Source organism: Clostridioides sp. ES-S-0054-01 (genome assembly GCA_021561035.1).
Lineage (GTDB): Bacteria > Bacillota > Clostridia > Peptostreptococcales > Peptostreptococcaceae > Clostridioides.
In genome coordinates, this window is sequence record CP067346.1 from 878,197 (window position 1) to 903,583 (window position 25,387).

The window sequence follows — 25,387 nt, forward strand, 5'->3', positions numbered from 1 at the left end:
ACTAGTACTAAATATATTTGTTTTCAGGGAGGTAACTTATGAGGATTAGTAAAAAGGTATTAGCGTTAGGTATTTCAGCACTATTGTTAAGTGTTAGTTTTCCAATATCAATAAACGCACTAAATAAGATTGAAAATATTCAAGGGATAGATAAATATGAAACTGCTGGACTTATTTCAGACAATCAAGATTTTACAACAGCAATCCTTATCAATGCTGATTCTACAATGGTAGATGGCATTGCTTCCAGTGGTCTTGCAGGAGTAAACAATGCAGCTATTTTATTAACTAATAAGGATGATATACCAGAAGCAACACTTCAAAGACTGAATAGAGTTACTAAGATATATGTAATAGGTGGAGAGAATTCTATAAGCAAAGATGTAGAAAAAATGTTGCTTATGAGAAGGATGCAAGTTATAAGAATTGATGGAGTAGATAGAGTGGATACAAGTTATAAAATTGCAGCTGAAATAGAAAAGATTAAAAGCAGTGATAAGATGTTTTTAGTAAATGGATTTAAAGATGAAGCTGATGCAGTAAGTGTTGCGTCTGTTGCGTATAGAGATGGAGCTCCTATAATATTGACAAAAGATATACCTTCAGCAGAAGAAGATACGGATTTAGACCCATGGTTTGGAGTTTCTCCTTTTCCAGTATATGCTATTGGAGGAGAGTCTACATTAAGTGATTACATAGTGAGTAGATACAGAGCAACTAGAATTGGTGGTGTTGATAGATATCAAACTAATAAAAATATTATTGAAAAGTTTTATAATGGAGCAAAAGAGTTCTATGTAACAAGTGGAGACGATTTAGTTTATGCTTTAGTTGCATCACCACTTGCAAAAAATGCTCCTGTTGCTTTAGTTTCAAATAAAAGTGATAAGAGTATATTAAATGGAGCTAGTAAAGTAACAGCAATAGGTATAAGTGATAAGAATATTATAGAGCAGTGTTTGGATGCTGTAAAAAAGTAATAGAGTGTTATTAGCAAAATGAATATGCATCTTGAAAAATTAGTATATTTATTTATAGTGGTATAGGTTATATAAGAAGAGGCTGTCTCAAAAAATTCCTTTTGAGACACCCCATTCTTTACTTATATTACACAATTTCTATATAGAATAAATTTCATAAGAATTATCTTCATTTAATTTTTCCAACCAAACCAGCTCTAAAATATCTAGTTCTTCTAAGTAGTCTTTTTCAGTTTTCTTGTCATCATGTTTTATAAGTTCTAATACTTCAAATGTAAAAGCTTTTTCTCCGTATTTTTTCCAATCATTATTTAAATCTTTTATCATACATGAGCCAGCACCAAGTTGGAATTTGAGGGAGTTAAATTTGCTTTTTATATCATTACTCTTTCCAAGGTAAATCTTTTTAGTAATATCATTTTTTATTATAAATACGCCTGTGTCAAATTTCATTTCTTTGTATAATTGTTTTAATTCACGTTTTCTATCCATGATTTTATATACCTCTCTTTATAATTAGTATGTAATATGTAAAAATAAAAATATATTACATATTAAATTATAAAGATATTAATTTTATATGTAAATAGTTTTTATAAATTTAATTATGAATTAGTTGCTAATAAGTAAGGTGTTTAGGTTAATAAGTTCGTTGTAAAGATTATTATAAATTTTAACATGATAGAAATATAAAAAGAATAGTTGACAATATATAAAATATAGAATAAACTGAAAATGTAATAGTAATCATGGATTTATATATTACATTGAAAGGAGTTAATAATTATTATGAATAAAAAAATAGAATTAATAGGGAATTTTGCAAGTGATTGGATTAGGTATAGTGATTATGAATATAAAATTACTGAAGAAGATGAATTATATATAGTACCAACTGAAGATGCTGTATTTACTATGTACAATCCATTTGATGTTGCAGATGATATAATAGTAGATATAATTCGTATAGGACAAGAGGCACTACAAGATATACCAAAAGAGACGAAAGAAATGAGATTAAAAAAAGAAGTACTTGAATTTGTAAAAAAATATGGATTATTGGGTTTAATATATTCAAGTGTATATAATAGAGATATAGTTGGAGAAGAAAGAGTACTGATGATTGAAAAGAATTATATTACAAAAGAAAATATATTGAGTACTGATGAATATGTAAATATGTTTATACCATTTGCAAGTGATGAAGATGTGTATTTTAAAAAGTATAGAAGAGGTATAGATGTATCAAAGAGAGAGGAATCTCCCAAGTTTTTTGGAAAGAGACCATTAATTTTAGATTTAGTATTTTCAAAGTTCTACACTGAACAACTGGATTGGATTGTAAGCTTTGCTAAAGATATGTGTAAACACTTTAATCAAATTTGTGTATATAAAAATACATCTAATCTATTAACTGAAAGTGTTACTATTATGTCTGGAGGGTTTAATCCCCAAAAGATAGGATTTTCTATAAGTCAACTGGATAAACCAACTATTGCATGGGAGTTTGATTCTTTGAAAACAGCGATTGAGACTATTTATGCCTTTGCAATTACAAGTGAACCTTCTTCTATAAATAAATGCAAGTACTGTGGTAAGATTTATATTCCTACAAATTCTAAATCTCAATACTGCTCACCTTCTTGTAGAAATTGTTCAAATGTAAAGAAAAGTAGAAGTAGAGCTAAAAAAGATAAATAAAATTAATAAATATATCATTGTTTAGATTTTAGTAAATAACCACTGGATTAAAAGTTGTTATAGAAAATTATATATCTGAATGATGGTATTTTTTATTAAAAAAATTGAAAAGTTTAATTGAGGTAGTAATTTTGAGTTCTATAAATCGGAATTTAAGAGAAATAGAAAGAAATGAATTGCTTGAGACTAATATAGAATCTAGATATTATGGTCTAGCTCTTTCTGAATCTGATGTAAAAGATATAATAACTTCAAGAAATGATACTTTAAAGGGGTATGGAAGAATAGAATTGGATATAAAAGTTACAAAACAATTAATAGAAAATATATATACATCACAGTACACAAATGTGGACAATTATTTAGAGAGTATTAATGATATGCAAGAAATTTTTTATTATTTAAAAAATGAAACTGATGACAATATATGTGATGATGAGATTATAGAAATATTGGATGAACTTTATGAAAAGTTTGCAGGCAATATAGACAATGTAAGAGGAGAAGCAGATGAATTTGCAAAGAAATTTAAGTTTGGAGAAGTTTAATGTATGATAGGAGAGATTTGAAATGTCAAATAATCTAAGTAATATTAATATAAACGAAAATAATTTAATAAAAAACCAATATTCCATATCTTTACTTAAGGAATGTCTAGATTGTAAAGTTATAGATGAAAGAGAAGTATATAACATACAACAAGAAATATCTCTAATACTTATAGATTTGATTAAAAAATATACAAATGGTCAAAGCACATCAGTAAAGACAGAAGTTGCCGAAAAACTATTGATTTCAATATGGTACGCTATTGATGCGTATATAAATAAGCTTGGAGATATAGAAAAAAGAGTTGTAGAGTTGACTGCTAAGAATGTTAAAAAAGTGTACTTGGAAGGTATTAAAATATTAGAGGAAGATTTAGTCAGACTAAAAGATTTTTATGAGCTAATGATGAGTAGAAAGTTAGATACCAACTCAATAGCATATAATGATACCTTGATAGGGTTATCAAGTTTCTTTGAAAGTTATATTATAAAATTTGAAGCTCAGGACATTCCAGTAAGTATAGATTATCCATTGGCGTTGGACGATATGGACATTCAGGGAATTTATTATGTAAAGAATTATATTGAGAGTATAGATATAGAAAATAGATTTTGTAACTTATTTAAGAAAAAAGATAGAGAAAAATTATTTTATGATTATGGAGTGACCTATAAAATAGATTGTGATGTTATACTTGTAAATTTGTTTGAACTTATTATAAATAATTGTATTTTTTCTACGATTTTAGGAAATGAAGCAACTAATCTAGAAATTTCAGAATATGAATATGAGTTTTTAGAAAAACAATTTAAAAATATATACAATAATATTGCTGAAGATGAAGTTAGGGGTTATGAAGAAAGTAATATAATTGAATTAATTGAAGTAGGTGATAACTTAGATATCGAAGCAGATAATAACTTGGATTATAATGATTTTGAAGAAATTAATAGAGAAATTAGAATAAATGAAAAAATAACTTTACTACTTATGGAAGCAATTGAAGTATTGATAAAAAGATTAAGTATAGAAGACGAAGTGTTAATAAGATATATTAAAAAATATGAAAAGATATTTATTGAATCTGTAATAAGCTCAATAAAAAGTAATACTTTTAAAAGTATGGTAACTGTAAGTAAAAGTAAAAATGAACATTTAGAAAATTATATTATTGATGATGAAAGCAAATTGGATGATGAGTCGTTTAGAAAGATATTTAATAAAATATTAGATAGTGCATCTATAATTGAAAAAATAAGAATAATAAAGGAAAATATAAATGCTAAAAAAGATTTTATCGATATTCTCGAATCTGAATGTTTATTTGGAGAAGAGTATTCAATATTGTTTGCATCATTAAGTGAATTAGAATTGGCAATATTGGGTAGTGTAGTATTTTATGAGGATATAAGAATGAAAGAAATTAATTTATTAGAATTTATATTAAATAAGAAAACTGAAACTACTTTATGGAAGATGGAATACATTGAATTCATAAGTAAGCAAAGTGAAGATAAGATACACTCCATAGAAGAACATATGAATAAAATTAATTAACAAAAAATTATGAATAAATAGAATGTTAGTATATAATATAATCTATAAAGCATATTAAAAATACATATATCTGGAGGAAAATTATGAAAGAGTATATCATAAATAATATTGAAGAAATAAGAGAAGAATTAATAGATTTATCTAAGAAAATATGGGAAAATCCAGAATTAGCTTTTGAAGAAAAGTATGCAAGTAGCATTCAAAAAGAATACTTAAAATCAAAAGGATTTAAAATTGAAGAAGTAGAAAATTTACCTACTGGATTTATAGCAAGTTTTGGAGAAGGTAAACCTGTGATTGGAATACTTGGAGAGTATGATGCTTTACCAGAGCTATCACAATGTGTGAGTGCAGAAAGAAAGCCCTTAGTAGAAGGAGAAGCTGGACATGGATGTGGGCATAACCTATTGGGTGTAGCAGGTGTAGGAGCAGTTGTTTCTATAAAAAAATTAATAGAAGAAAATAAATTTAATGGAACAATAAAATATTTTGGTTGTCCTGCTGAAGAAGAAGGTGGAGGAAAGACTGTTATGTGTGTAAATGGCTGTTTTGATGATGTGGATTGTGCGTTTACATGGCATCCTTTTGATATAAATACACCTTGGAGAGGTGGAAGTCTAGCAAACTTATCTGTTAAATTCAAATTTAAAGGGATAACAGCCCATGCAGCCCAAGCTCCTCATAATGGTAGAAGTGCACTTGATGCTGTTGAAATTATGAATGTTGGAGCTAATTATTTGAGAGAACATGTTATTGACTCTATAAGAATGCACTATGTCATAACTAATGGTGGTGGAAGACCTAATGTAGTTCCTGGTTTTGCTGAAAGTTGGTATTTTATTAGAGGTAAAAAAGCAAAGGATGCAGAACACGTTCTTGATAGATTAATAAAAGTAGCTCAAGGAGCAGCAATGATGACAGAAACTGAAATGGAGTATAAGGTTACAGATGGAATATATGATTATATACCAAACCAATGCTTGACTGATTTGGTTTACAATAATATGGTTTTTGTTGGTTGCCCTAAAACTACTCCTGAAGAAGAAGAATTTGCGAAAAAATTATGTGATACTCTTACTAGAGAAGAAAGACTAGGTGTAGCAACGTCATTCCAAAATGATAAATCTATTGTAGAAAGCTATATACATCAGGGGATAGTTGATGGAGACAAAGATAAAGGATTAGCTGGTTCTACTGATGTTGGAGATGTAAGTTATGTTATACCAGTGGCTCAATTTGCAATGGCAGCATGGCCAGTGGGAATTGCAAGTCATACATGGCAGTCATGTTCATCAGCAGGTTCAAATATAGGATTTTCTGCTATGATAAATTCAGCTAAGGTACTGGCTTGTAGTGCTTATGATGTATTTATGGATACTAAAATTATTGATGAAGCAAAGATTGAATTTGATAAATCATTAGATGGACAAAAATTTAAACCATTGGTATAATTTTGGTAATAAAATATTTCTGGGGGGAATAGCTATGAGAGAAAAAGTTGAAAAAGTGCTTGAAGAAAAGATAAAACCAGTATTACAAAGAGATGGTGGGGATGTAGAGCTTATAGATGTAAATGAAAATGGCGTAGTTTTAGTTAGACTACAAGGTGCATGTAGTGGATGTCCAGGAGCTACTATGACAATCAAAGCTATTATTGAAAATGTCTTGGTGAGTGAAGTTCCAGGAGTAACTCAAGTATTAGGTGTTTAATAGTTGGAGTTCACTAAATATATGCTATATATAAGTATCTAATTAAGAAGTATGAAAAATAGTGAAATATTGTAGAAACAATAAAATATTATATATGTATGAAGAAATAATGAAATATTATAGATAAATATGTAAAAGTGTGAAAGAAGGCTGTAGATAAATTTGTTTTACATAAATTCACCTACAGTATTTCTTACACACTTTATTTTAAAGACCCTGTTATCCAGCCATACCAATAAACATACCTATAAAGTATGGAATTAGCCATATAATCCATACAACTATACTAAACTTATGAAAGAATTTTTTCTTCTCTTCATCATCTTTGTATAAGACAAAAGTAGCCCAACTTGCATGAAAAAGCATAAGCACAATTGCAAGAAGACCTGTAATACTATGAAGGTTTTGTGATAAAACAGATTTTACTTCAAAAGTGTGGCTATTGGCTATGTTACTCATTGTAAATGTTCCTAAAGTATCAAATATCAAACCAAGCCAAAATATGATTACATGTTTCTTTTTTAAAATTTTAGCCTTTCTTTCTCCAAATACACCTATAGTGTAGAAAATTAAAGCTGACGTTATAAATACTATTGCAAGTATTAATTTAGAATTCATAATTATCTCTCCTTTATTTTTACTAATATATTTCTAAGATTTTTTACTAAATCGTTTAATTCTTGCTCATCGCAGTTTTTAAAGATGTCATCAAAACTTTCTTGCATTTTAATTTTAAAATTTGTGGCAAACTCAAGCCCTGTTGTTGTAAATTTAACGTATGTATTTCTTTTATCATCAGATTTTTTGAATTTTTCTATATATCCAATCTGTTCTAATCTGCTGATTATACCTGAAACTGTTCCTTTAGCCAAAGACATCTCTTCACATAATTGTGATATAGTAAGCTCTTGATTATGAGCTATCAGTTTTATAACTATAATCTGTTGATGTGTTAATCTATTCTCTTTAAAATTTTCTTCTACTGTGTACATAGTTTTAGAATAGAGTTCTTTTAAAAGCATAGCTATTCTAAAACAGTCATAATTAGTTTTCAATAAAATCACCTCTTAAATAGTTTGCATAGAAACTAATATAGTATAATTTTCTTATATAGTCAACCTAAAATTTTATAATTTCGTAGTAAATAATGAACAACGAATATAAAAAATTTATTTTAGGTATAAATAAAATAATTTGATGAAATTTTAACAATTTTTAAAAAGTTTGTTTACACAGTGAATAAATGGTGCTAAAATTAACTCATAGATAAATATTGAAAATTTAATTTTGTTTAATGATAATAGAACCACGAAGGTTTTAACGTTACTTGACGTTTGCTTTTATGTGGTTTTTTTTATTGCAACAAAGGGGGGATTGGGGTTTGTTAAAAGATATACTGAAAAAGTTGTTGCAGTTTATTTTGGTAATGTTTTTATTATCTTTTGTTGTTTTTTACATGGCAAGACTTGCTCCAGGAGACCCATTAATTTCTTACTATGGCGATGGAGTAGAAAGAATGAGTACTCAAGAAAAAGAAAATGCTATGAAAAAACTTGGTTTGGACGAACCAATATACAGTCAATATATAAAATGGATTTCAAATGCGTCAAAAGGAGAATTTGGGATTTCATTTAAATATAAACAAAATGTTACTTCTGTTATAAATGATGTCTATATAAACACTATAATATTAGGTGGTTCAGGGTATATACTTACCTTTGTGTTAGCCCTATTGTTAGGAATATTTTGTACACTACATGAAGATAAGCTCGTTGATAGAGTCATATGCAAATTAGGGACAATAACCAACTGTATACCATCATTTTGGGTTGCTTTGGTACTTATACTTGTATTTAGTATAAACCTAAGCATACTTCCAAGCAGTGGTGCTTATGCAATGGGAGAAGAAACCAGCATATTAAGTAGGGTATCGCATTTAATCTTACCTCTTACAGTACTTATATTGAGTCACTTATGGTATTACACATATATGATAAGAAATAAATTGCTAGAGGAAATAAGAGAAGATTATGTACTTTTATGTAAAGCAAAAGGTTTAAATAATAGAACCATTGTTTTTAAGCATTGCCTGAGAAATATAATGCCATCGTATATCAGTATAATGGCTATTTCTATACCTCATATACTGGGAGGAACTTATGTAGTTGAAAAAGTTTTTTCTTATCCTGGGTTAGGAACTCTTTGTTTTGAAAGTGCAAAGTATCATGATTATAATATGTTATTAGTTTTATGCTTAATAACAGGGGCTTTAGTAGTATTTGGGAATATGTTAGCTCAAATTATAAACAATAAAATAGACCCTAGAATGAAATATGATAGAGGTGATGCCAATGAAGCCACAGTATAGTGATTTTGAAATTGTAGGAGAAGATTATATTTTATTAGCAGAAGATGAACATATAGAAACAAAGAAAACCTTATTTAAAAAAATTAAAGAATTACCATATATATCGATTATTATTTTATCAATCGTAGTTATTGGAAGTGTATTCTCATCTTTCATAATGACACATGAGCCAACATACATGGATTTAGCAAGTTCTAATCTAGCTCCAAATAAAACTTTTTTATTTGGAACAGACTCAATGGGTAGAGATATATATTCTATGATATGGTATGGAGGAAAAATATCTTTATTTATAGGATTATTTTCCACTGTAATATCAACTGTTATAGGAATTATTTATGGTAGTATAAGTGGCTTTGCATCTGAACTTGTAGATGATGCAATGATGAGATTTACAGAAATCATACTTAGTATACCTTCAATATTAATTATAATATTTGTACAAGCTATACTTGGAAATTCAAATCCAGTATCTATGTCTATAGTAATAGGGATAACAAGTTGGATGAATATATCTAAGATAGTAAGAACAGAGGTTAGACAAATAAGAAATAGCGAATACATACTAGCAGCTAAGAGTATGGGGGGAGGATTCTTTTATATATTAAGGCAACATTTACTTCCAAATTTTGTGGCATCAATAATGTTCATGGTTGTAACAAACATAGGTGCAGCTATTGGCACTGAATCAACGCTTAGCTTTTTAGGAATTGGTCTACCTATAGAAATTGTTTCTTGGGGAAGTATGTTATCTTTATCAGAGGAAGCATTACTTTCAAATAGATGGTGGATTATACTGATTCCAGGTATATTTTTGGTTACCACATTGGTGTGTATAACTAATATAGGTAATTATATAAGAAAGAATAATAATAAAAAATCTAGTAATTTATAAATTAATATTTGAGTACTAAATAAGCAAATACTGAGGTATTTGAAATATCTATTTAAATAAATCGGGTCAAAGCTTTGAAAAATATTTTATAAAAAGCAAAAGGGGGAGCATCATGAAATTAAAGAAGTTAAAAGTTTTAAGTTTAGTAATGATACTTAGTCTAATGGCAGGTTGTTCTAGTGGAGGAGACAAAGATAAAAAAGCAGATACACCTAAAGATGGCAAGGTACTTGTTTATGGAAGTAATGATTATACAAGTATAAATCCTGCACTATATGAACATGGAGAAATAAATTCACTAATATTTAATGGATTAACAGCTCATGATGAAAATAATAAAGTAGTTCCTTGTTTAGCAAAGGACTGGAAATTTGATGAGGCGACAAATACATATACTTTTAATTTAAGAGATGATGTTAAGTGGCATGATGAAGAGACATTTACAGCAAATGATGTCAAGTTTACAATAGAAACTATAATGAATCCAGACAATGCTTCTGAAATAGCATCAAATTATGAAGATATAACAAAAATTGATGTGGTCAATGATAATACTATAAAAATCACTTTAAAAGCTCCAAATACAGCAATGCTTGATTACCTAACAGTAGGAGTATTACCAAAGCATGCATTAGAAGGTAAGGATATAGCTACTGATGAATTTAATCAAAAACCAATAGGTACTGGACCATTTAAACTTGAAAAATGGGATAAGGGTCAAAGTATAACACTTATTAAGAATAATGATTATTTTGTAAAAGAACCAGGTTTAGATAAAGTAGTATTTAAAATTGTTCCAGATGATAAAGCTAAAGCAATGCAATTAAAATCAGGAGAATTAGACTTAGCTCAAGTAACTCCTAAAGATATGTCTAACTTTGAAAAAGATGAAAAGAATTTTAAAGTAAATATAATGAAAACAGCAGATTATAGAGGTATATTATACAATTTTAATTCTAAGTTCTTCAAAGATGAAAAAACTAAAGGATTACCAAACGCTTTAAGTTATGCAATAGATAGAAAAGCAATAGTTGATAGTGTATTATTAGGACATGGTGTGCCAGCCTATTCACCTTTACAAATGGGAGAATATAATAATCCTGATATAGAAAAGTTTGAATATAACCCAGAAAAAGCTAAACAAGAAATTGAAAAGCTAGGTTGGAAATTAGGTTCTGATGGAATCTATGAAAAAGAAGGTACTAAATTAGCTTTCGAGATAACAGCAGGTGAGAGTGACCAAGTTAGAGTTGATATGGCTAAAATATGTGCACAACAGTTAAAAGAAATCGGTGTTGATGCTAAAGCTGTTGTTGTAACTGAAACAGATTGGGCTAATCAAGATGCTCATTTAATAGGTTGGGGAAGTCCATTTGACCCAGATGACCATACATATAAAGTTTTTGGAACAGATAAAGGTGCAAATTACAGTGCTTACTCTAATCCTACTGTAGATAAAATACTTCAAAAAGCAAGAGAAACAGAAAATAAAGATGAAAAGTTAAAGTTATATAAACAATTCCAAGTAGAAATGACTAAAGATATGCCTTATACATTTATTGCTTACATAGATGCAATATATGTTGGAAAACCAAATATTAAAGGATTAACACCTGATACAGTTTTAGGACATCATGGTGTAGGTATATTCTGGAACATAGCTGACTGGACAATTGAATAGTATTGAAATTAATTAGAAGCCTTAGGGATAAAAGTATATCCCTAAGGTTTGAATAGCATAGGGGTTGATGGTTTTTGGAACATTTATTGGAGGTTAATAATCTATCTGTAAGTTTTAAAGTAGAAGAAGGAGAAGTTCAGGCTGTAAGAAACGTATCTTTTAATCTAAAAAAAGGTGAAACGTTAGCTATAGTTGGAGAATCTGGTTGTGGGAAATCTGTACTTTGTAAGAGTTTGATGAGGATACTCCCATACAATGGATACATTAAAAATGGAGAGGTTTTACTTAAATCAAGTGATTTGGTTAGGAAGTCTGAAAAAGAGATGGAAGACATAAGAGGAAAGAATATATCAATGATATTTCAAGACCCTATGACATCTCTCAATCCAACTATATCAATAGGAAAGCAAATAGCAGAAGCTATAATGATTCATAAAGGTATAAGTAAAAGTGAAGCAAAAAAGAGAGCTATAGAACTTATTGAATTAGTTGGAATAGATAATCCTGAGAAAAGATTTAAGCAATTTCCACATCATTTTTCAGGTGGAATGAGACAACGTATAGTAATAGCTATAGCACTTGCTTGCAATCCAGATGTATTGATTGCTGATGAACCTACAACAGCTTTAGATGTAACTATACAAGCTCAAATAATTGATTTAATAAAAGATTTACAAGATAAGATAGGCTTATCAATAATATTTATAACTCACGATTTAGGTGTAGTTGCAACTATAGCTGATAGAATAGCAGTCATGTATGCAGGAAAGATTATAGAAATAGGAACAGTAGAAGATATATTTTATGACCCTAGACATCCATATACTTGGGGATTATTAGGTTCATTACCTACTTTAGATTCACAGGATGAGTATCTATATAATATACCTGGAATGCCTCCAAACTTATTGAATCCTCCAAAAGGAGATGCTTTTGCAATAAGGAATAAGAATGCACTTAAAATAGATTATGAAAAAGAACCACCAATGTTTAAAATTAATGATACACATAGTGCAGCAACTTGGTTATTGCATCCAGATGCTCCAAAAGTAGATATACCAGTTAGAGTAAATTGTGGAAGGGTGATTTCTAATGAATAGAGAAAAAATACTAGAAATAAAAAACTTAAAACAATATTTTCATTTAGATAAAAGCACTACTGTAAAAGCAGTTGATGATATAAGTTTTGATATATATAAGGGTGAGATATTTGGTTTGGTAGGAGAGTCAGGTTCAGGAAAATCTACAACTGGTAAAACTATAATAAGACTACATGAATCTACTGGCGGAGAAGTAATTTACAAAGGAAATTGTATATCAGATAAAAAGACATACAAATTTATAAAGAAAGATGTAAATAAAAGTATGCAGATTATTTTTCAGGATTCTACCTCATCATTAAATTCACGTATGACAATTGCAGATATAATTTCAGAACCACTAAAAATTCAAGGTATCTGTAAAAACAAAACAGAGAGAATGAATAAAGTATATGAGATGCTAAATCTAGTAGGACTTGATAGAAGTTATGCAAATAAGTATCCTTCTGATTTCTCAGGTGGTCAAAGACAGCGTATTGGCATAGCACGAGCTCTTTCAGTAGAACCAGAATTTATAATAGCTGATGAACCTATAGCTTCTTTGGATGTGTCTATACAAGCACAAATAGTAAATTTATTTAGAAAGTTGCAACAAGAAAAAAATTTAACTTGTTTATTTATAGCTCATGATTTATCTATGGTGAGACATATTAGTGACCGTATAGGAGTTATGTATAATGGGAAATTAGTAGAATTAGCAGATTCAAGTGAATTGTATAATAATCCTATTCATCCATATACAAAATCACTACTTTCTGCAATTCCTATTCCTGACCCTAGATATGCTAAGTCAAGAAATAGAATAGAGTATAATTCTAATGTATATGATTGTTCAAGTGAAAAGTCCTTAAGCTGGATTGAGGTTTCAGATGGGCATTTTGTATACTCTTCTAAATCATATATAAGTAAATATCAACAAAATTTAAAAGTTGTTTAGTATAAAATCACTGAATAAGTGTTCATTTGAAATACAAACTAAAACCCTATTTTTGGACAAATTTTAAAACTACTCCAAAATAGGGTTTTTTATTTCCACTTTTCAAATATAATAAATTCAAATATAATAAAATTAAAAACAAGAAAAATATATTGTTAAGAAGATACCATAAATTTAAAAAATAGTAATATAGAAAAAATGACCAATAACTTTATTTTTTCTACAAGAATTTTCTATAAGTAAAATAAGGTAAGCTTGATAAATTATAATCGCAGTTAAAGAATAAGAGTTTATTAAAAGAATAAAGTGAGTATAAAATTTTTAGTTAATAAAATATTATAATGTAGGGGAGCTTGTAATGATATATAAAAAAGATAAAGTAATGGAAGTTTTAGAATCATCATATAGGGAAAATAAAAAAGGGATTACAGCTAACCAATTATCAGAAAAGACAGGAATTGCAAGAAACAATATAAGTACATACTTAAACCAATTATTCAATGAGGGTATGGTTACAAAGATAAAAGGAAGACCTGTATATTATATCCCTGCAAATCTTAACCTTAACAAGGAGGAGTTATTTGATACACAAAAAGAAATAAAAATAGAAACTAAAATGAAAAAAGATAGTTTTGAAACATTAATAGGTAAAGAGCACAGTTTAAGACCTATAATAGAAAAATGTAAAGTTGCAGTGCTTTATCCTACAAATGGACTTCATACTATTATCTATGGAGAAACAGGAGTAGGAAAAAGTATGATTGCTAGGTACATGTACGATTATTCTATAGATAGTGGCATTAGAAAAAATAAAGCTCCTTTTGTAACATTTAATTGTGCTGATTATGCCAATAATGCACAACTACTTATGGGACATATTTTTGGAGTAGAACAAGGAGCTTACACAGGTGCAGAATCTTCTAGAAAAGGGCTTTTGGAAATTGCAAATGGAGGGATATTATTTTTAGATGAAATTCATAGACTACCAGCAGAAGGTCAAGAAATGTTGTTTACTTTTATAGATAATGGAACATTTAAAAGGCTAGGAGATGCAACTAAGGAAAGAGAATCTAAAGTATTAATTATATGTGCAACTACAGAAAATCCGACATCAACACTATTAGATACGTTCAATAGGAGAATACCAATGAAAATAGAAATACCATCACTAAGAGATAGAACAATGATTGAAAGAATAGAATTAGTTAAAAACTTTTTCAAGGAAGAATCAAAAAGTATTTCTATTTCAATAAAAGTACATAAAGAAATAATTAAATCACTACTACTTTATGATTGTAAAAATAATGTAGGTCAACTTCAAAATGACATAAAATTAGCTGTTGCAAATGGATATTTAAGATATAAAATAGATAATAAAGAACCAATTTATATAGAGAAAAAATACTTTGATAAATCCATAAATCAAGTAAGTGATGATTATAGAGAGAAGTCTATTAAAGCAGATGAAGTTATAACGCATAATATAGAATATTTTATATTTACACCATTAGGAGAAGAAGAAGTTATTAACTACAATGATATAAATATTATTAATGCAGTAAATGCTAATCTTAATGAGTCAATAGAAATGAATATAGCAGATGCTTCGCTATTTAATAATGTTAAATTTAAAGCCATGTGTGAAACAATAAGACAAATTATTAAAGAGGATGAAGAAATAGATATAAGTGAATCAATATTTAAGTCAATGGCGATTTATATAAAAAATGTATTAGATAAAAGTAGTTCCACAAATAATATAGACTTAAATCAAATTAGAAGAAATAATAGAAGCGAGTTTAAAACAGCATTAAAAATAGTTGGAATAATTGAAAATGAATTTGATTTGTTTTTGTCTATAGAAACTGTAGCATATATTACATTATTTATAGTACAAGCTAAACAAGATGAGCAAAATAAAATAGTAAATAACATTAATATTATAGTTGCTATGCATGGAGAAACTACAGCAAGTAGCATGGTTAAGGCAGTTGATGACATTATTGGAAAGTGTAGTGCTATTTCTTTTGATATGAAGTTAGATAAAAGCTATGATGAAGTTATTGTAGATTTTAAAAATTTAATTAACAATATAGACAATAAAGATGTACTGCTATTTACAGATATGGGCTCATTAAATTCCTTTGATGAAATTATAAAGAAAGAAAAAAAGTGTGGAGTAAGGGTAATTCCTATGGTGACAACATTAACTGTGTTAGAAGCAGTTCAAAAAGCTAATATGGGACTATCTTTAAATGATGTATACAACTCTATTGTTAATACAAGAAAGTACTATTTTGGAACTAGTGAAGTTCAAAATAAAGTAAATCTATCTAAAACAATTATTATAGCATCACATGTTTCAGAAGGTGTAGATAATAAAACAAGGAAAATACTAGAGGAAAAGATGAATAGGTACTTAGATGGAATAGATATTATATCTGTCCCATATAAAACAGAAAAAGACTTAAGTTTAAATATTACAAAACTAAAAGAAAGTAGCAATATTGTAGCAGTAATCAATAAACAAAGAATTAATATTAGAGGAATTGACTATATTAGCAAAAAAAATATAGATAAGGATGAAAATATAAACAAATTAAAAAATATCATAAAGATAAGTATAGGTTATGATGATGTAGTTGAAGGTCTAAAGACATCCTTAAAAAGCTCTAATTATAATAGAATATTTAAAGATATAAAATATGTGTCTGATGAATTATTCTTAGTGTTTAATGTAGAAAAAAAATATGATAAAGTAATTGGGCTTATAATGCATTTAGCTTTCATGGTAGATGGATTGATTGGAAATACTAGAGAGATTGAACAGCTTGATAAAGAAAAAATACTTAACTACCACAAGAGCTTAAGGAAAATAAAAGATATAGTATCTCAATTGGATAAAAAATATAATATAGAAATTAATGAAAAAGAGTGTTATCAAATATTATTAATATTAGAGTATGCATAAATAAACGAAAAAGATTACCAATGAGTATAAAAACTTATTTGGTAATCTTTTTTTAGTCTAAAATAACATTAATATTAGACACATATAAATAGACTTAGACAAAGTATCTAAGGATTGATAATAAATAAGATTGAAATGACAACATTTTAAAGTGTCTAAAAAACTGGCATAATACTTGCTTACATTATTAATAAGTAATGTAAGTAATTAAAATTTAAATCAAAAGGAGTAAATAATATGCAAGAGAAAATATTAAGAGATAAAAAGGCAAATGACCCATGGGCAAGAATGACTACAAGAAACGGATTTAGTGCAGATGAAATAATATCGTCATTTCAAAAAGCTATAAGAAGAAATATGGTTGAAGAAGCTTGTGAATTTGCTTATGAACTATATATATCATCACCAGAATTAGAAGACAAGCTATGGAGAAGAATACTTACAATATCAGTTGAAGATATAGGAATGGGAGACCCATCAGCTATAATAATTATAAATAATTTAAATCAAGTAAGAAAAGAATATTCATATGCAGATGGAGATAGACCTCTATTTTTCATACATGCGATAAGATATCTTTGTGCATGTGAAAAAGATAGATCAAGTGACTTATTAAAAAATATAATTATAAAAGGATTTGCAATGGGTAAAGTTCCAGAAATTATGGACGTAGCACTTGATAAGCACACATATAGAGGATTAGAAATGGGAAGAGATTCATTCCACTTCTTAAATGAAGCTAGTATAGTAATACCAGAAAAAAAAGTAGATAATGATTATAAAGAAAGATATTTAAAAATATTAGAAGAATATAAGCCAGAGAAAGTTATAGATACAGCTTTTAAATTTAATCACTGGCAGTACTAAGAATTAAAGTAAAAATTACTCGATAAAAAATTAGAAAATAAAAGAGGTTAAATATTGCAGGAGGAAAATTATTATGAATATTTTATTGGTATGTGCAAATGGAGCTTCAACAGGTGTACTTGTGGAAAAGATGAAAAGTTTTTGTAGTGAGCATGAAAAGCTAAAAACTAAAACTATAAATATAGAAGCAACATCATTTGAGAATCTAAAATCGTACATTCAAGCTAATGATACAGATGTAGTACTTGTAGCACCACAAATTAGGTTCAAGGAAGATGATATAGTTGAAGCTTGTAAAAATCATAAAATAGCAGTTGGTTTAATAGATACTAAACATTATGGTCGTATGGATGCTCCTTCTGTTATGAAGTTGGCAATCGAATTATATAAAAATAGATAATTGGGGGGAATGAATATGGAAGCACTTCAAAATAATTTGAGAAAATTTCTTCTTCCAATAGCACAAAAGATTGAAAAACAAAGGCATCTTCAAGCTATAAAAGAAGGTATGATAAGCATTACCCCAATAATAATTGTTGGTTCTTTAAGTATGCTATTTATGGCATTAAACAATATGTTACCTGAAGGAAGTGCAAAGACATTATTATCTGAAAATATGGATATATTACTTATTCCTAATAAATTTACTATGAGTTTATTATCTATATATTCAGCGTTTTTTATAGCTCAAGCATTAGCTAAAAAATATAATCTTAATCATGTAGAAATAGGTATGACAGCAGTTGTAGCACAACTTGTTGTATGTGGACAAGTAGTAGATGGTACGTTAGATACAAGTTATTTAGATGCTCAAGGTTTATTTGTAAGTATATTGGTAGCACTTTTAGTAGTTGATATTACTAAATTTATGAATGATAAAAACCTTGTAATTAGATTTCCAAAAGAAGTACCGAGTGTAGTAAATAAAAGTTTTAGAAATTTAACACCGATGATAGTATGTATAATGTTATTTACAGCAATAGCAGCAATAACTAAAAATGTATTAGGTCAACCATTACCAGCTATTATAATGAATTTCTTAGCACCAGCTATAAGCAGTGTAGATAATGTTTTTGCAGTAACTATAATACTATTTATAACTCAATTATTATGGTTTTTTGGTCTTCATGGAGCAGCAATAACTTCAAGTATATGGATGCCAATAGCAGCTACATATATGGCAGAAAATGCGACACTAATAGCAGCAGGAGGAGACCCAAAATATGTGTTTACAATAGGTTTTTATTATGGTTTCTTACAAGTAACTGGTTCAGGAATAACTTTAGGGCTAGTATACCTTATGTCGAGAAGTAAGTGTAAGAGTTTAAATAGTATGGGAAAAGTTGTACTTTTACCATCATTATTTGGAATAAATGAGCCAGTAATATTTGGAACACCAATAGTTATGAACCCATATATGTTTGTACCATTTGTATTTGGACCTGTATTGGTTGGAGCACTTAACTTTATGGCCTTGAAGGTAGGATTAGTAGGCTTACCTATTGCAGAACCACCAGGCTTTTTACCTCCAGGGGTTGCAGCATTTTTAATGACATTAGACTGGAAGGCAATAGTATTAGTATTTGCAAGTATAATACTTATGACCTTGATATATTATCCATTCTTTAAGATAATGGAAAAAGAAGAATTAAATAAAAGTGCAGAATTAACTACAACATTAAATGATGATAGCTTTGATTTTTAATAAGTCATTAGAAGGAGAAGGATATGATACCTGAAATAGAAGAAAAAGTATTTAGTATAATATCAGAAGCGGGGGATGCTAAAAGTGATGTAATGATGTCTCTTAAAGAAATAAAAAAAGGCGACTATAATAAAGCAAAACACCTTTTAAACTCAGCATCAGAGAAAATACAAACGGCATCAAAGCATCATTTAGAATTACTATCAAATGCTATGAATAGTGAGGATAGTGGAACTGATTTTTTAGTTGTACACTCTGAAGACCATTATTCAAATGCATTATTTGCTCACTCTTTAGTATCTGAACTTGTAGATATATTTGAGATGATGGACCCAAGAATTGATAAGAATTAATTTTCTTTTAAATAGTGCTTGAAGTTTGGCTATAGTTTATTAAGTTAATAGATTTAATAAATGAACTCCCTTTTACTTTAAAGTACTAGTATTTATAAAGTTATTTATAAATATAGTAAATTTTTAGATAGAAAAGGAGATATTGTTATGGAGAAGTTTTCAGTAGTAATAGCTGGAGGGGGAAGCACATATACTCCAGAAATCATATTAATGTTGTTAGATAACCTAGAGAGGTTACCGTTAAGAGCGATTAAATTGTATGATAATGATGAAGAAAGACAAAATAAAGTAGCTAAAGCTTGTGAAATACTAATAAAAGAAAAGGACCCTAATATAGAGTATTTAGCAACAACAGACCCTAAAGAAGCTTATACAGATGTAGATTTTTGTTTGGCTCATATAAGAGTTGGAAAGCTTGAAATGAGAGAACTAGATGAAAAAATACCTCTAAAACATGGGGTAGTTGGTCAAGAAACTTGTGGACCAGGTGGAATAGCTTATGGAATGAGGTCTATAGAAGGTGTGCTTGAAAATATAGACTATATGGAAAAGTATTCTCCAAATTGCTGGATGTTAAATTACTCTAATCCAGCATCTATAATAGCAGAAGCTGTTAGAAGATTAAGACCTAATTCTAGAGTAATAAATATTTGTGATATGCCAATAGGTATGGAACATAATATAGCAAGGATTGCAGGACTTAAATCTCGTAAACATATGGATATAAGATACTTTGGATTAAATCACTTTGGTTGGTACACTTCAATTAGAGACAAAAAAGGAAATGAACTTTTACCAAAATTAGTAGAACATATAAAAGAGTATGGATTTATAAATGGTGAAGAAGGAATGAAAAATGACAAGAAGGATAGTTGGTTTGAAACTAATTTATTTACTAGAGAAATAGTAAAGACAGATTTAACTACAATACCAAGTAGTTACTTAAAGTACTATCTATTTCCAGATTATGTTGTAAATCATTCTGATGTAAATTACACTCGTGCTAATGAAGTGATTGATGGAAGAGAAAAAGAAGTTTTTGGCTCATGTGCATTAATAGAAAAGCAAGGTCATTCTAATGGCAGTGGGCTTAAGATAGGAATACATGCAGAGTTTATAGTTGATTTAGCGACAGCTCTAGCTTTTAATACTCAAGAACGTATGTTATTAATAGTTCAAAATAATGGAGCTATAGAAAATATACAAGATGATGCTATGGTTGAGATTCCATGTATAGTTGGAAAAGATGGGTATGAACCATTATCAATAGGTAAAATACCAACATTCCAAAAAGGTTTAATAGAACAACAATTAGCAGTTGAAAAATTAGTAGTTGATGCTTGGATTGAGAAGTCATACCATAAATTATGGCAAGCACTTATGCTATCTAAGACAGTTCCAAGTGCAACGGTTGCAAAAGAATTATTAGATGATTTAATTGAAGCAAATAAAAATTATTGGCCAGAACTTAATTAAGAATAATCTATCTTTTAAAAAGGTTCCTACAGTTTAGTATATAGTCTAGTTAATGTACTTGAATATATTTGTAGGAACTTTATTTATGATTTTATAAGCTTGTTTATTGACACTCTTACTTCTTCAAAGCTTGCAAAGAATTTGCTATTTATAGTATTTAACTTTATTCTATGATTATCCTCCCTTATACATTCTAATTATATAGGTTGACGGTTAGAGCTGTTTGACTAGATAAATACAATCTAATCTATTTAAAATATAGTAAAAATTATGTAAAATATTAAATTGAAATTATATTTGCTAGTGGAATAATAATTTATATCTATAAACTTAATATCTAATATAAAGACATCAACAAATAAATCACTAGAAATAATTTGTGAAGTTGCATAATAAAAAATTTAAACTTTTAACAGGATTTATGTAAGTGTTTATAGAAATAAATAAACATGTACATAATACATAATTATTTTTAATCATAAAATATGAGAATGGAGAGATGGCTATGAAGTGGAGAGATTATGCTGATGATGTAAATTTATTTGAGGGTTTTGATAAAAGTATCAAGCCTCTAACTGACGAACAAAGAAAGAAAAATATAAACACTTTAATTGCATATTTTTCAAAAGAAGTTCCTTCTAAAATATACAATTTATCGAATGATGAAATTAAGCCTAGAGATATACTTAGAGGACTTTTGAACGTATATCCACCAAAAGAAATTGCTCCAGAGATACTTAATATGTTACATAATTTATTGTTAATTGAATGTGAAGAAAGAGAGTTAGTAGATGTAAATGATATAGAAGAAGTAGAAGATGGTATTGCTATATGGAGAGGAAATATAACAAATTTAAAAGCAGATGCAATAGTAAATGCTGCAAATAATAAGTTATTGGGGTGTCTACAACCACTACATTTATGTGTGGATAATGAGATACATTCATGCGCAGGTCCTAGACTTAGAGATGATTGTGACAAGATAATAAAAAAACAAGGACATTTAGAATATACTGGAGATGCTAAGATAACTAGAGGTTATTGTCTACCTGCAAAGTTTGTAGTACATACTGTTGGACCTATTGTATCTGGTGGTCAACCAAGTAAAGAACAAGAAAAACAACTACTTCATTGTTACAAATCATGTTTAAATACCATAAAAGAAATTGATGAAATAAAAAATATTGTTTTTTGTGGAATTTCTACAGGAGTATTTGGTTATCCAAAAAAAGAAGCAGCTAATCTTGCTGTAAGTAGGGTTAGATTATGGCTAAAAGAAAATCCTGAGAAAAATTTGAAAGTTGTGTTTAATGTGTTTACTGAAGAGGAAGAAGAGAAATATAGAAGAATATTTAAATAGTATTATCTAATAGAATTATAGACTAGAAAGTCTTTTTATAACTTCAAATATAAAGATAAACGATACTACTGGTTCATGGGATAGGAAGTTGTCACTATGAAATGCTAAAGGTAGTATATGGATACTTAGATAAAGGTTATAATGTACTAATTTATAATTAAAGAAATACAGGTAACAGTGGAGGAGGTAAATTGTACATTTAGTCTTTATGAAAGGTATGATTTAGTTAAACACGATAAAAAAGAGTTGTGGCTTATAAAAGGTATTGGTCATGCTGATAGATATGAGCATGATAGTACAGTATATTTTAATAAAATTTTTAAATTTATAGATAGTAATATTATTAATGATAAAAATTAGTTGAATATTAATAGCTTATTTATTTTGGCATGTATTAAAAAATAAATAAGCTATTTTTATGTCGAAAAATAAATAACATTTATTAATGTGAATTAATTTCTAGCAAAAATGAAAATAACTACCAATTAAATTCACTTGTACCTCAAATAAAAGAGTTAGTATTAGATTACAATAAAATCTAAAGAAAAGAGAGGTAGTATATATGAAAAACAAAAATAATAAAGACAAGTTGAATATGAAGGTATTAAGAGTTTTAGGGTTATTATTAATACTTTTTGATTATACAGGAGATACTTTAAATTTTTATAATTTCTTTGCTAAACCATTAGTATCAGGGAGTTTATATAAGGTAGGAGGTACTGATTCTATTGTATTTTTATTATTTATTTTGGAGTGTATATACCTAGTGGGAAGATATGTATTAAAAGTTAAGATAAATTGGAGTGAGATTATTGAAAATGAGAAGAATAATTTTATAAATAACTTATTAGTTGAAAAAATACAAGAAGAAAGCAATGTTGTATATAACCTATTAAATTCATACGTATTGCCACATATATATAAGCAAGGAAGAGTGTTGGTGATTAAAGTATGTCATATGTTAATCTATATTAAGGAAAAATACTATTATGTAAATATATACTAATGTAATATATTTACATATTTAACTATATTGAATTTTGTATTAGAGTGTAAATTTAATGATATAAATTTTTTGAGACTAAAAATCGCAATTTATTTTGTGCTTAAGCTATAAATTTTGTGAAAAATTATAAATCTTATAAAATAGATTGCGATTTTAATCTTAAACTTTTGCTATAGTTTTCCCAGTATCGGTTAAATCATATCCACCAAGACCTTGAAGTTCAGCTTTAAACTCAGCTGAATTTATTATGTTAACTATAGTTTGGTAAACTGGATTTTGTAAGTCTTCTTTTTTAATAACTAAATCATAACGTTCCTTGTGAAGAGGAATAAAGTCAATGTTATTTACTTGTAAAGCAGCTTTTTCATTTCCTAAGCCAACATCAGCTATTCCACGAGAAACAGTACTTGCAACTCCAAGATGCGATAACTCTTCATTATCATAACCTTTTATATAGTTACCATTAAAGTTTATAAGCCTAAGTTTACCATCTAGTAGAACTCTAGTTCCAGAACCTTTTTCTCTATTTACAAGGGTTATGTTTGGTCTAGTTAAATCCTCCCAAGTATTTATTTCTTTAGGATTTCCTTTAGCAACATAGAAACCTTGCATTCTATAAGCTAGATTTATAAGTACACATGGTATTCCTGGCAATAGTTTTTTAACAAAAGTGCTATTATACTCGTCTGTTTCAAAATCCCATAGATGGGATGATGCTATAGAAACTCTTCCATTATATAACTCATACAAAGCATTATAACTGCCTATATAAGAGCGAAATGTATTTATTCCATCTAATTTTTTTTCAATAGACCTAGCTAAAATGTCTAATACTACATCTTGACCAGAGATAATAATTTTGAAATTATTATTTATATCTATATTTTTATTGCTGAAATGTGTATCTTTTACTTTACCAGTTTTTTGGCTGTTGATATATTCTTCAACGTCTTTAATATCAACTCTTATTTTTTTTCCTACTTTATAAGAAGGAAGTTCACCTCTTTTGATTAATTCATATACAGTGTTTTTTGTTATCTTTAATAATTCAGCTACCTCAACAGGTGTCAAAGATGATAATGAGTCCATAATCCACCTCCATATAAGGTTATTTTAACATTAAAAAAAGGAAAGTGTAGAAAAATATTTAAAAGCAGTACAAATAAATTACTTGAAAATTTATTATCAGGTATATATAATTAAATTATACATAACAAAACGTGATAAAACATGATAAAACGTGTTAAAATATGTATAAAATTTACAAAAAGGGAGATTGATATGAAAAAAATATTGGGAATATTAGGGCTAGTTGCATGTTTAACTTTGGGGACTGTTGGATGCAATAGTAGTGAAGGTAAAAAAGATGATGGAAAACAAGAAAAAACAAATAAAAGTAGTGATTCAGTAGAGTTAAATATATCGGCTGCTGCAAGTTTAAAAGAAGCAATGGCAAAGATTGAAGAAGAGTACAAAAAAGTTGATTCAAATATAAAATTGACAGTTAATTATGGAGCATCAGGGTCATTGCAACAGCAAATAGAACAAGGAGCACCTTGTGATTTATTTATTTCAGCAGGTCAAAAACAAATGAAGGCTTTGGATGAAGAGAAGTTATTAATTTCTGATACTATGAAAGATTTAGTAAAAAATGATTTAGTTCTTATTTCTTTTACTGACAGTGATGTATCTAGCATGAAAGATTTGACTACAGATAAAGTGAAAAAAATTGCTGTTGGAGAAGCTGAAAGTGTACCAGCAGGGAAATATGCAGATGAGGTGTTAACTAATTTAAATTTAAAAGATAATTTAAAAGATAAGCTAGTATTTGCAAAGGATGTAAAAGAAGTTTTAGCATGGGTACAATCAGGAAATGCTGATGTTGGATTCGTTTACTTTAGTGATGCTGTTAATAATGATAAGATAAAAGTAGTTGAAAAAATAGACGAAAAAACTCATTCAACTATTACATATCCAGTTTCAGTGATTAAAGCCAGTAAAAATGTAGATTCTGCTAAAAAATTTGAAGAATTTTTATTGAGTGAGGCAGGTCAAAAGATTTTTGAAGAATTTGGATATAAAAAAGTAGAATAATTATGTATAACTAAATATAAATTGTTTATAGATAAATGAAAATTGAAAATAATTGTATATTATAATAAAATGGAAAT

The 25,387-nt window shown here is 28.1% G+C and carries 24 protein-coding genes and 1 pseudogene; 21 read left to right on the forward strand and 4 right to left on the reverse strand.

Annotation, left to right across the window (positions count from 1 at the left end; genetic code table 11):
• Positions 1-38: 38 nt before the first annotated feature.
• On the forward strand, positions 39-980 hold the full coding sequence (locus JJC02_04375; protein UDN55422.1) for a cell wall-binding protein Cwp25: 942 nt from the start codon (positions 39-41) through the stop codon (positions 978-980).
• Between the two features lie 138 nt (positions 981-1,118).
• On the opposite strand, the gene JJC02_04380 is transcribed toward JJC02_04375, so the two are convergent.
• Positions 1,119-1,472 carry a GIY-YIG nuclease family protein gene (locus JJC02_04380; GenBank protein UDN55423.1) on the reverse strand — a complete coding sequence of 118 codons (354 nt, stop codon included), beginning with the start codon at positions 1,470-1,472 and terminating at the stop codon, positions 1,119-1,121.
• Positions 1,473-1,769: 297 nt separating this feature from the next.
• Between JJC02_04380 and JJC02_04385 the strand changes: the two genes are divergently transcribed.
• The 5 genes from JJC02_04385 (at position 1,770) to JJC02_04405 (ending at position 6,497) form a co-directional block, all read left to right on the forward strand.
• The gene (locus JJC02_04385) at positions 1,770-2,681 is read left to right on the forward strand and encodes a CGNR zinc finger domain-containing protein (GenBank protein ID UDN55424.1); all 912 of its coding nucleotides are present in this window, start codon (positions 1,770-1,772) and stop codon (positions 2,679-2,681) included.
• A 104-nt stretch (positions 2,682-2,785) separates the two neighbouring features.
• Positions 2,786-3,229, forward strand: coding sequence for a hypothetical protein (locus JJC02_04390; GenBank protein UDN55425.1), 444 nt, complete (start codon positions 2,786-2,788; stop codon positions 3,227-3,229).
• 22 nt (positions 3,230-3,251) lie between these two features.
• Positions 3,252-4,787, forward strand: a complete 1,536-nt coding sequence (locus JJC02_04395) for a hypothetical protein (GenBank protein ID UDN55426.1) — start codon at positions 3,252-3,254, stop codon at positions 4,785-4,787.
• Between the two features lie 83 nt (positions 4,788-4,870).
• Positions 4,871-6,238, forward strand: a complete 1,368-nt coding sequence (locus JJC02_04400) for an amidohydrolase (GenBank protein UDN55427.1) — start codon at positions 4,871-4,873, stop codon at positions 6,236-6,238.
• 34 nt (positions 6,239-6,272) lie between these two features.
• On the forward strand, positions 6,273-6,497 hold the full coding sequence (locus JJC02_04405; GenBank protein UDN55428.1) for a NifU family protein: 225 nt from the start codon (positions 6,273-6,275) through the stop codon (positions 6,495-6,497).
• 219 nt (positions 6,498-6,716) lie between these two features.
• Here the strand turns inward: JJC02_04405 and JJC02_04410 are convergent, their stop codons facing one another.
• Both JJC02_04410 and JJC02_04415 read right to left on the reverse strand, forming a co-directional pair.
• Positions 6,717-7,115: a TIGR03987 family protein gene (locus tag JJC02_04410; GenBank protein UDN55429.1), complete on the reverse strand. Its 399-nt coding sequence runs from the start codon at positions 7,113-7,115 to the stop codon at positions 6,717-6,719.
• A gap of 2 nt (positions 7,116-7,117) precedes the next feature.
• Positions 7,118-7,519, reverse strand: coding sequence for a winged helix-turn-helix transcriptional regulator (locus JJC02_04415; protein UDN56376.1), 402 nt, complete (start codon positions 7,517-7,519; stop codon positions 7,118-7,120).
• 320 nt (positions 7,520-7,839) lie between these two features.
• Between JJC02_04415 and JJC02_04420 the strand changes: the two genes are divergently transcribed.
• From JJC02_04420 to JJC02_04485, 14 genes and pseudogenes are all read left to right on the forward strand, one after another.
• A complete protein-coding gene (locus tag JJC02_04420) occupies positions 7,840-8,865 on the forward strand; it encodes an ABC transporter permease (GenBank protein UDN55430.1) in 1,026 nt (341 codons plus the stop codon).
• Complete coding sequence (locus JJC02_04425; protein ID UDN55431.1) at positions 8,849-9,760, forward strand: ABC transporter permease; 912 nt, start codon at positions 8,849-8,851, stop codon at positions 9,758-9,760. Before JJC02_04420 ends, JJC02_04425 begins: the two co-directional genes overlap by 17 nt.
• 112 nt (positions 9,761-9,872) lie before the next feature.
• Positions 9,873-11,441 carry an ABC transporter substrate-binding protein gene (locus tag JJC02_04430; GenBank protein ID UDN55432.1) on the forward strand — a complete coding sequence of 523 codons (1,569 nt, stop codon included), beginning with the start codon at positions 9,873-9,875 and terminating at the stop codon, positions 11,439-11,441.
• Between the two features lie 74 nt (positions 11,442-11,515).
• Positions 11,516-12,541 carry an ABC transporter ATP-binding protein gene (locus JJC02_04435; GenBank protein ID UDN55433.1) on the forward strand — a complete coding sequence of 342 codons (1,026 nt, stop codon included), beginning with the start codon at positions 11,516-11,518 and terminating at the stop codon, positions 12,539-12,541.
• A complete protein-coding gene (locus JJC02_04440) occupies positions 12,534-13,478 on the forward strand; it encodes an ABC transporter ATP-binding protein (protein ID UDN55434.1) in 945 nt (314 codons plus the stop codon). The genes JJC02_04435 and JJC02_04440 overlap by 8 nt, the downstream gene beginning before the upstream one ends.
• Before the next feature lie 358 nt (positions 13,479-13,836).
• Positions 13,837-16,449, forward strand: a complete 2,613-nt coding sequence (locus JJC02_04445; protein UDN55435.1) for a sigma 54-interacting transcriptional regulator — start codon at positions 13,837-13,839, stop codon at positions 16,447-16,449.
• A 237-nt stretch (positions 16,450-16,686) separates the two neighbouring features.
• The gene (locus tag JJC02_04450; GenBank protein UDN55436.1) at positions 16,687-17,316 is read left to right on the forward strand and encodes a hypothetical protein; all 630 of its coding nucleotides are present in this window, start codon (positions 16,687-16,689) and stop codon (positions 17,314-17,316) included.
• Positions 17,317-17,389: 73 nt separating this feature from the next.
• Positions 17,390-17,716: a PTS sugar transporter subunit IIB gene (locus tag JJC02_04455; GenBank protein ID UDN55437.1), complete on the forward strand. Its 327-nt coding sequence runs from the start codon at positions 17,390-17,392 to the stop codon at positions 17,714-17,716.
• Positions 17,717-17,731: 15 nt separating this feature from the next.
• On the forward strand, positions 17,732-19,021 hold the full coding sequence (locus tag JJC02_04460) for a PTS sugar transporter subunit IIC (protein ID UDN55438.1): 1,290 nt from the start codon (positions 17,732-17,734) through the stop codon (positions 19,019-19,021).
• A 23-nt stretch (positions 19,022-19,044) separates the two neighbouring features.
• Positions 19,045-19,374, forward strand: a complete 330-nt coding sequence (locus tag JJC02_04465) for a PTS lactose/cellobiose transporter subunit IIA (protein ID UDN55439.1) — start codon at positions 19,045-19,047, stop codon at positions 19,372-19,374.
• A 147-nt stretch (positions 19,375-19,521) separates the two neighbouring features.
• Entirely contained in the window at positions 19,522-20,850 is a 1,329-nt protein-coding gene (locus tag JJC02_04470) for a 6-phospho-alpha-glucosidase (GenBank protein UDN55440.1), read from the forward strand.
• A gap of 499 nt (positions 20,851-21,349) precedes the next feature.
• Positions 21,350-22,210, forward strand: a complete 861-nt coding sequence (locus JJC02_04475) for a protein-ADP-ribose hydrolase (protein ID UDN55441.1) — start codon at positions 21,350-21,352, stop codon at positions 22,208-22,210.
• Between the two features lie 13 nt (positions 22,211-22,223).
• Positions 22,224-22,570, forward strand: a pseudogene (locus tag JJC02_04480) (alpha/beta hydrolase).
• A gap of 202 nt (positions 22,571-22,772) precedes the next feature.
• The gene (locus JJC02_04485) at positions 22,773-23,216 is read left to right on the forward strand and encodes a hypothetical protein (GenBank protein UDN55442.1); all 444 of its coding nucleotides are present in this window, start codon (positions 22,773-22,775) and stop codon (positions 23,214-23,216) included.
• Between the two features lie 159 nt (positions 23,217-23,375).
• Here the strand turns inward: JJC02_04485 and JJC02_04490 are convergent, their stop codons facing one another.
• On the reverse strand, positions 23,376-24,305 hold the full coding sequence (locus JJC02_04490; protein ID UDN55443.1) for a helix-turn-helix transcriptional regulator: 930 nt from the start codon (positions 24,303-24,305) through the stop codon (positions 23,376-23,378).
• Positions 24,306-24,497: 192 nt separating this feature from the next.
• Here JJC02_04490 and modA point away from each other — a divergent pair, with 192 nt between their 5' ends.
• Complete coding sequence (modA, locus tag JJC02_04495; GenBank protein UDN55444.1) at positions 24,498-25,310, forward strand: molybdate ABC transporter substrate-binding protein; 813 nt, start codon at positions 24,498-24,500, stop codon at positions 25,308-25,310.
• Positions 25,311-25,387 lie beyond the last annotated feature (77 nt).

Bases quoted from the DNA above. Each gene is read 5' to 3' on its own strand.
- JJC02_04415 (UDN56376.1), bottom strand. From the start codon at position 7,519: ATGCTTTTAAAAGAACTCTATTCTAAAACTATGTACACAGTAGAAGAA.
- modA (UDN55444.1), top strand. From the start codon at position 24,498: ATGAAAAAAATATTGGGAATATTAGGGCTAGTTGCATGTTTAACTTTG.
- JJC02_04395 (UDN55426.1), top strand. From the start codon at position 3,252: ATGTCAAATAATCTAAGTAATATTAATATAAACGAAAATAATTTAATA.
- JJC02_04420 (UDN55430.1), top strand. From the start codon at position 7,840: ATGTGGTTTTTTTTATTGCAACAAAGGGGGGATTGGGGTTTGTTAAAA.
- JJC02_04425 (UDN55431.1), top strand. From the start codon at position 8,849: ATGAAGCCACAGTATAGTGATTTTGAAATTGTAGGAGAAGATTATATT.
- JJC02_04400 (UDN55427.1), top strand. From the start codon at position 4,871: ATGAAAGAGTATATCATAAATAATATTGAAGAAATAAGAGAAGAATTA.
- JJC02_04440 (UDN55434.1), top strand. From the start codon at position 12,534: ATGAATAGAGAAAAAATACTAGAAATAAAAAACTTAAAACAATATTTT.
- JJC02_04405 (UDN55428.1), top strand. From the start codon at position 6,273: ATGAGAGAAAAAGTTGAAAAAGTGCTTGAAGAAAAGATAAAACCAGTA.
- JJC02_04470 (UDN55440.1), top strand. From the start codon at position 19,522: ATGGAGAAGTTTTCAGTAGTAATAGCTGGAGGGGGAAGCACATATACT.
- JJC02_04410 (UDN55429.1), bottom strand. From the start codon at position 7,115: ATGAATTCTAAATTAATACTTGCAATAGTATTTATAACGTCAGCTTTA.
- JJC02_04460 (UDN55438.1), top strand. From the start codon at position 17,732: ATGGAAGCACTTCAAAATAATTTGAGAAAATTTCTTCTTCCAATAGCA.
- JJC02_04465 (UDN55439.1), top strand. From the start codon at position 19,045: ATGATACCTGAAATAGAAGAAAAAGTATTTAGTATAATATCAGAAGCG.
- JJC02_04375 (UDN55422.1), top strand. From the start codon at position 39: ATGAGGATTAGTAAAAAGGTATTAGCGTTAGGTATTTCAGCACTATTG.
- JJC02_04430 (UDN55432.1), top strand. From the start codon at position 9,873: ATGAAATTAAAGAAGTTAAAAGTTTTAAGTTTAGTAATGATACTTAGT.
- JJC02_04380 (UDN55423.1), bottom strand. From the start codon at position 1,472: ATGGATAGAAAACGTGAATTAAAACAATTATACAAAGAAATGAAATTT.
- JJC02_04450 (UDN55436.1), top strand. From the start codon at position 16,687: ATGCAAGAGAAAATATTAAGAGATAAAAAGGCAAATGACCCATGGGCA.
- JJC02_04485 (UDN55442.1), top strand. From the start codon at position 22,773: ATGAAAAACAAAAATAATAAAGACAAGTTGAATATGAAGGTATTAAGA.
- JJC02_04475 (UDN55441.1), top strand. From the start codon at position 21,350: ATGGCTATGAAGTGGAGAGATTATGCTGATGATGTAAATTTATTTGAG.
- JJC02_04490 (UDN55443.1), bottom strand. From the start codon at position 24,305: ATGGACTCATTATCATCTTTGACACCTGTTGAGGTAGCTGAATTATTA.
- JJC02_04445 (UDN55435.1), top strand. From the start codon at position 13,837: ATGATATATAAAAAAGATAAAGTAATGGAAGTTTTAGAATCATCATAT.
- JJC02_04385 (UDN55424.1), top strand. From the start codon at position 1,770: ATGAATAAAAAAATAGAATTAATAGGGAATTTTGCAAGTGATTGGATT.
- JJC02_04455 (UDN55437.1), top strand. From the start codon at position 17,390: ATGAATATTTTATTGGTATGTGCAAATGGAGCTTCAACAGGTGTACTT.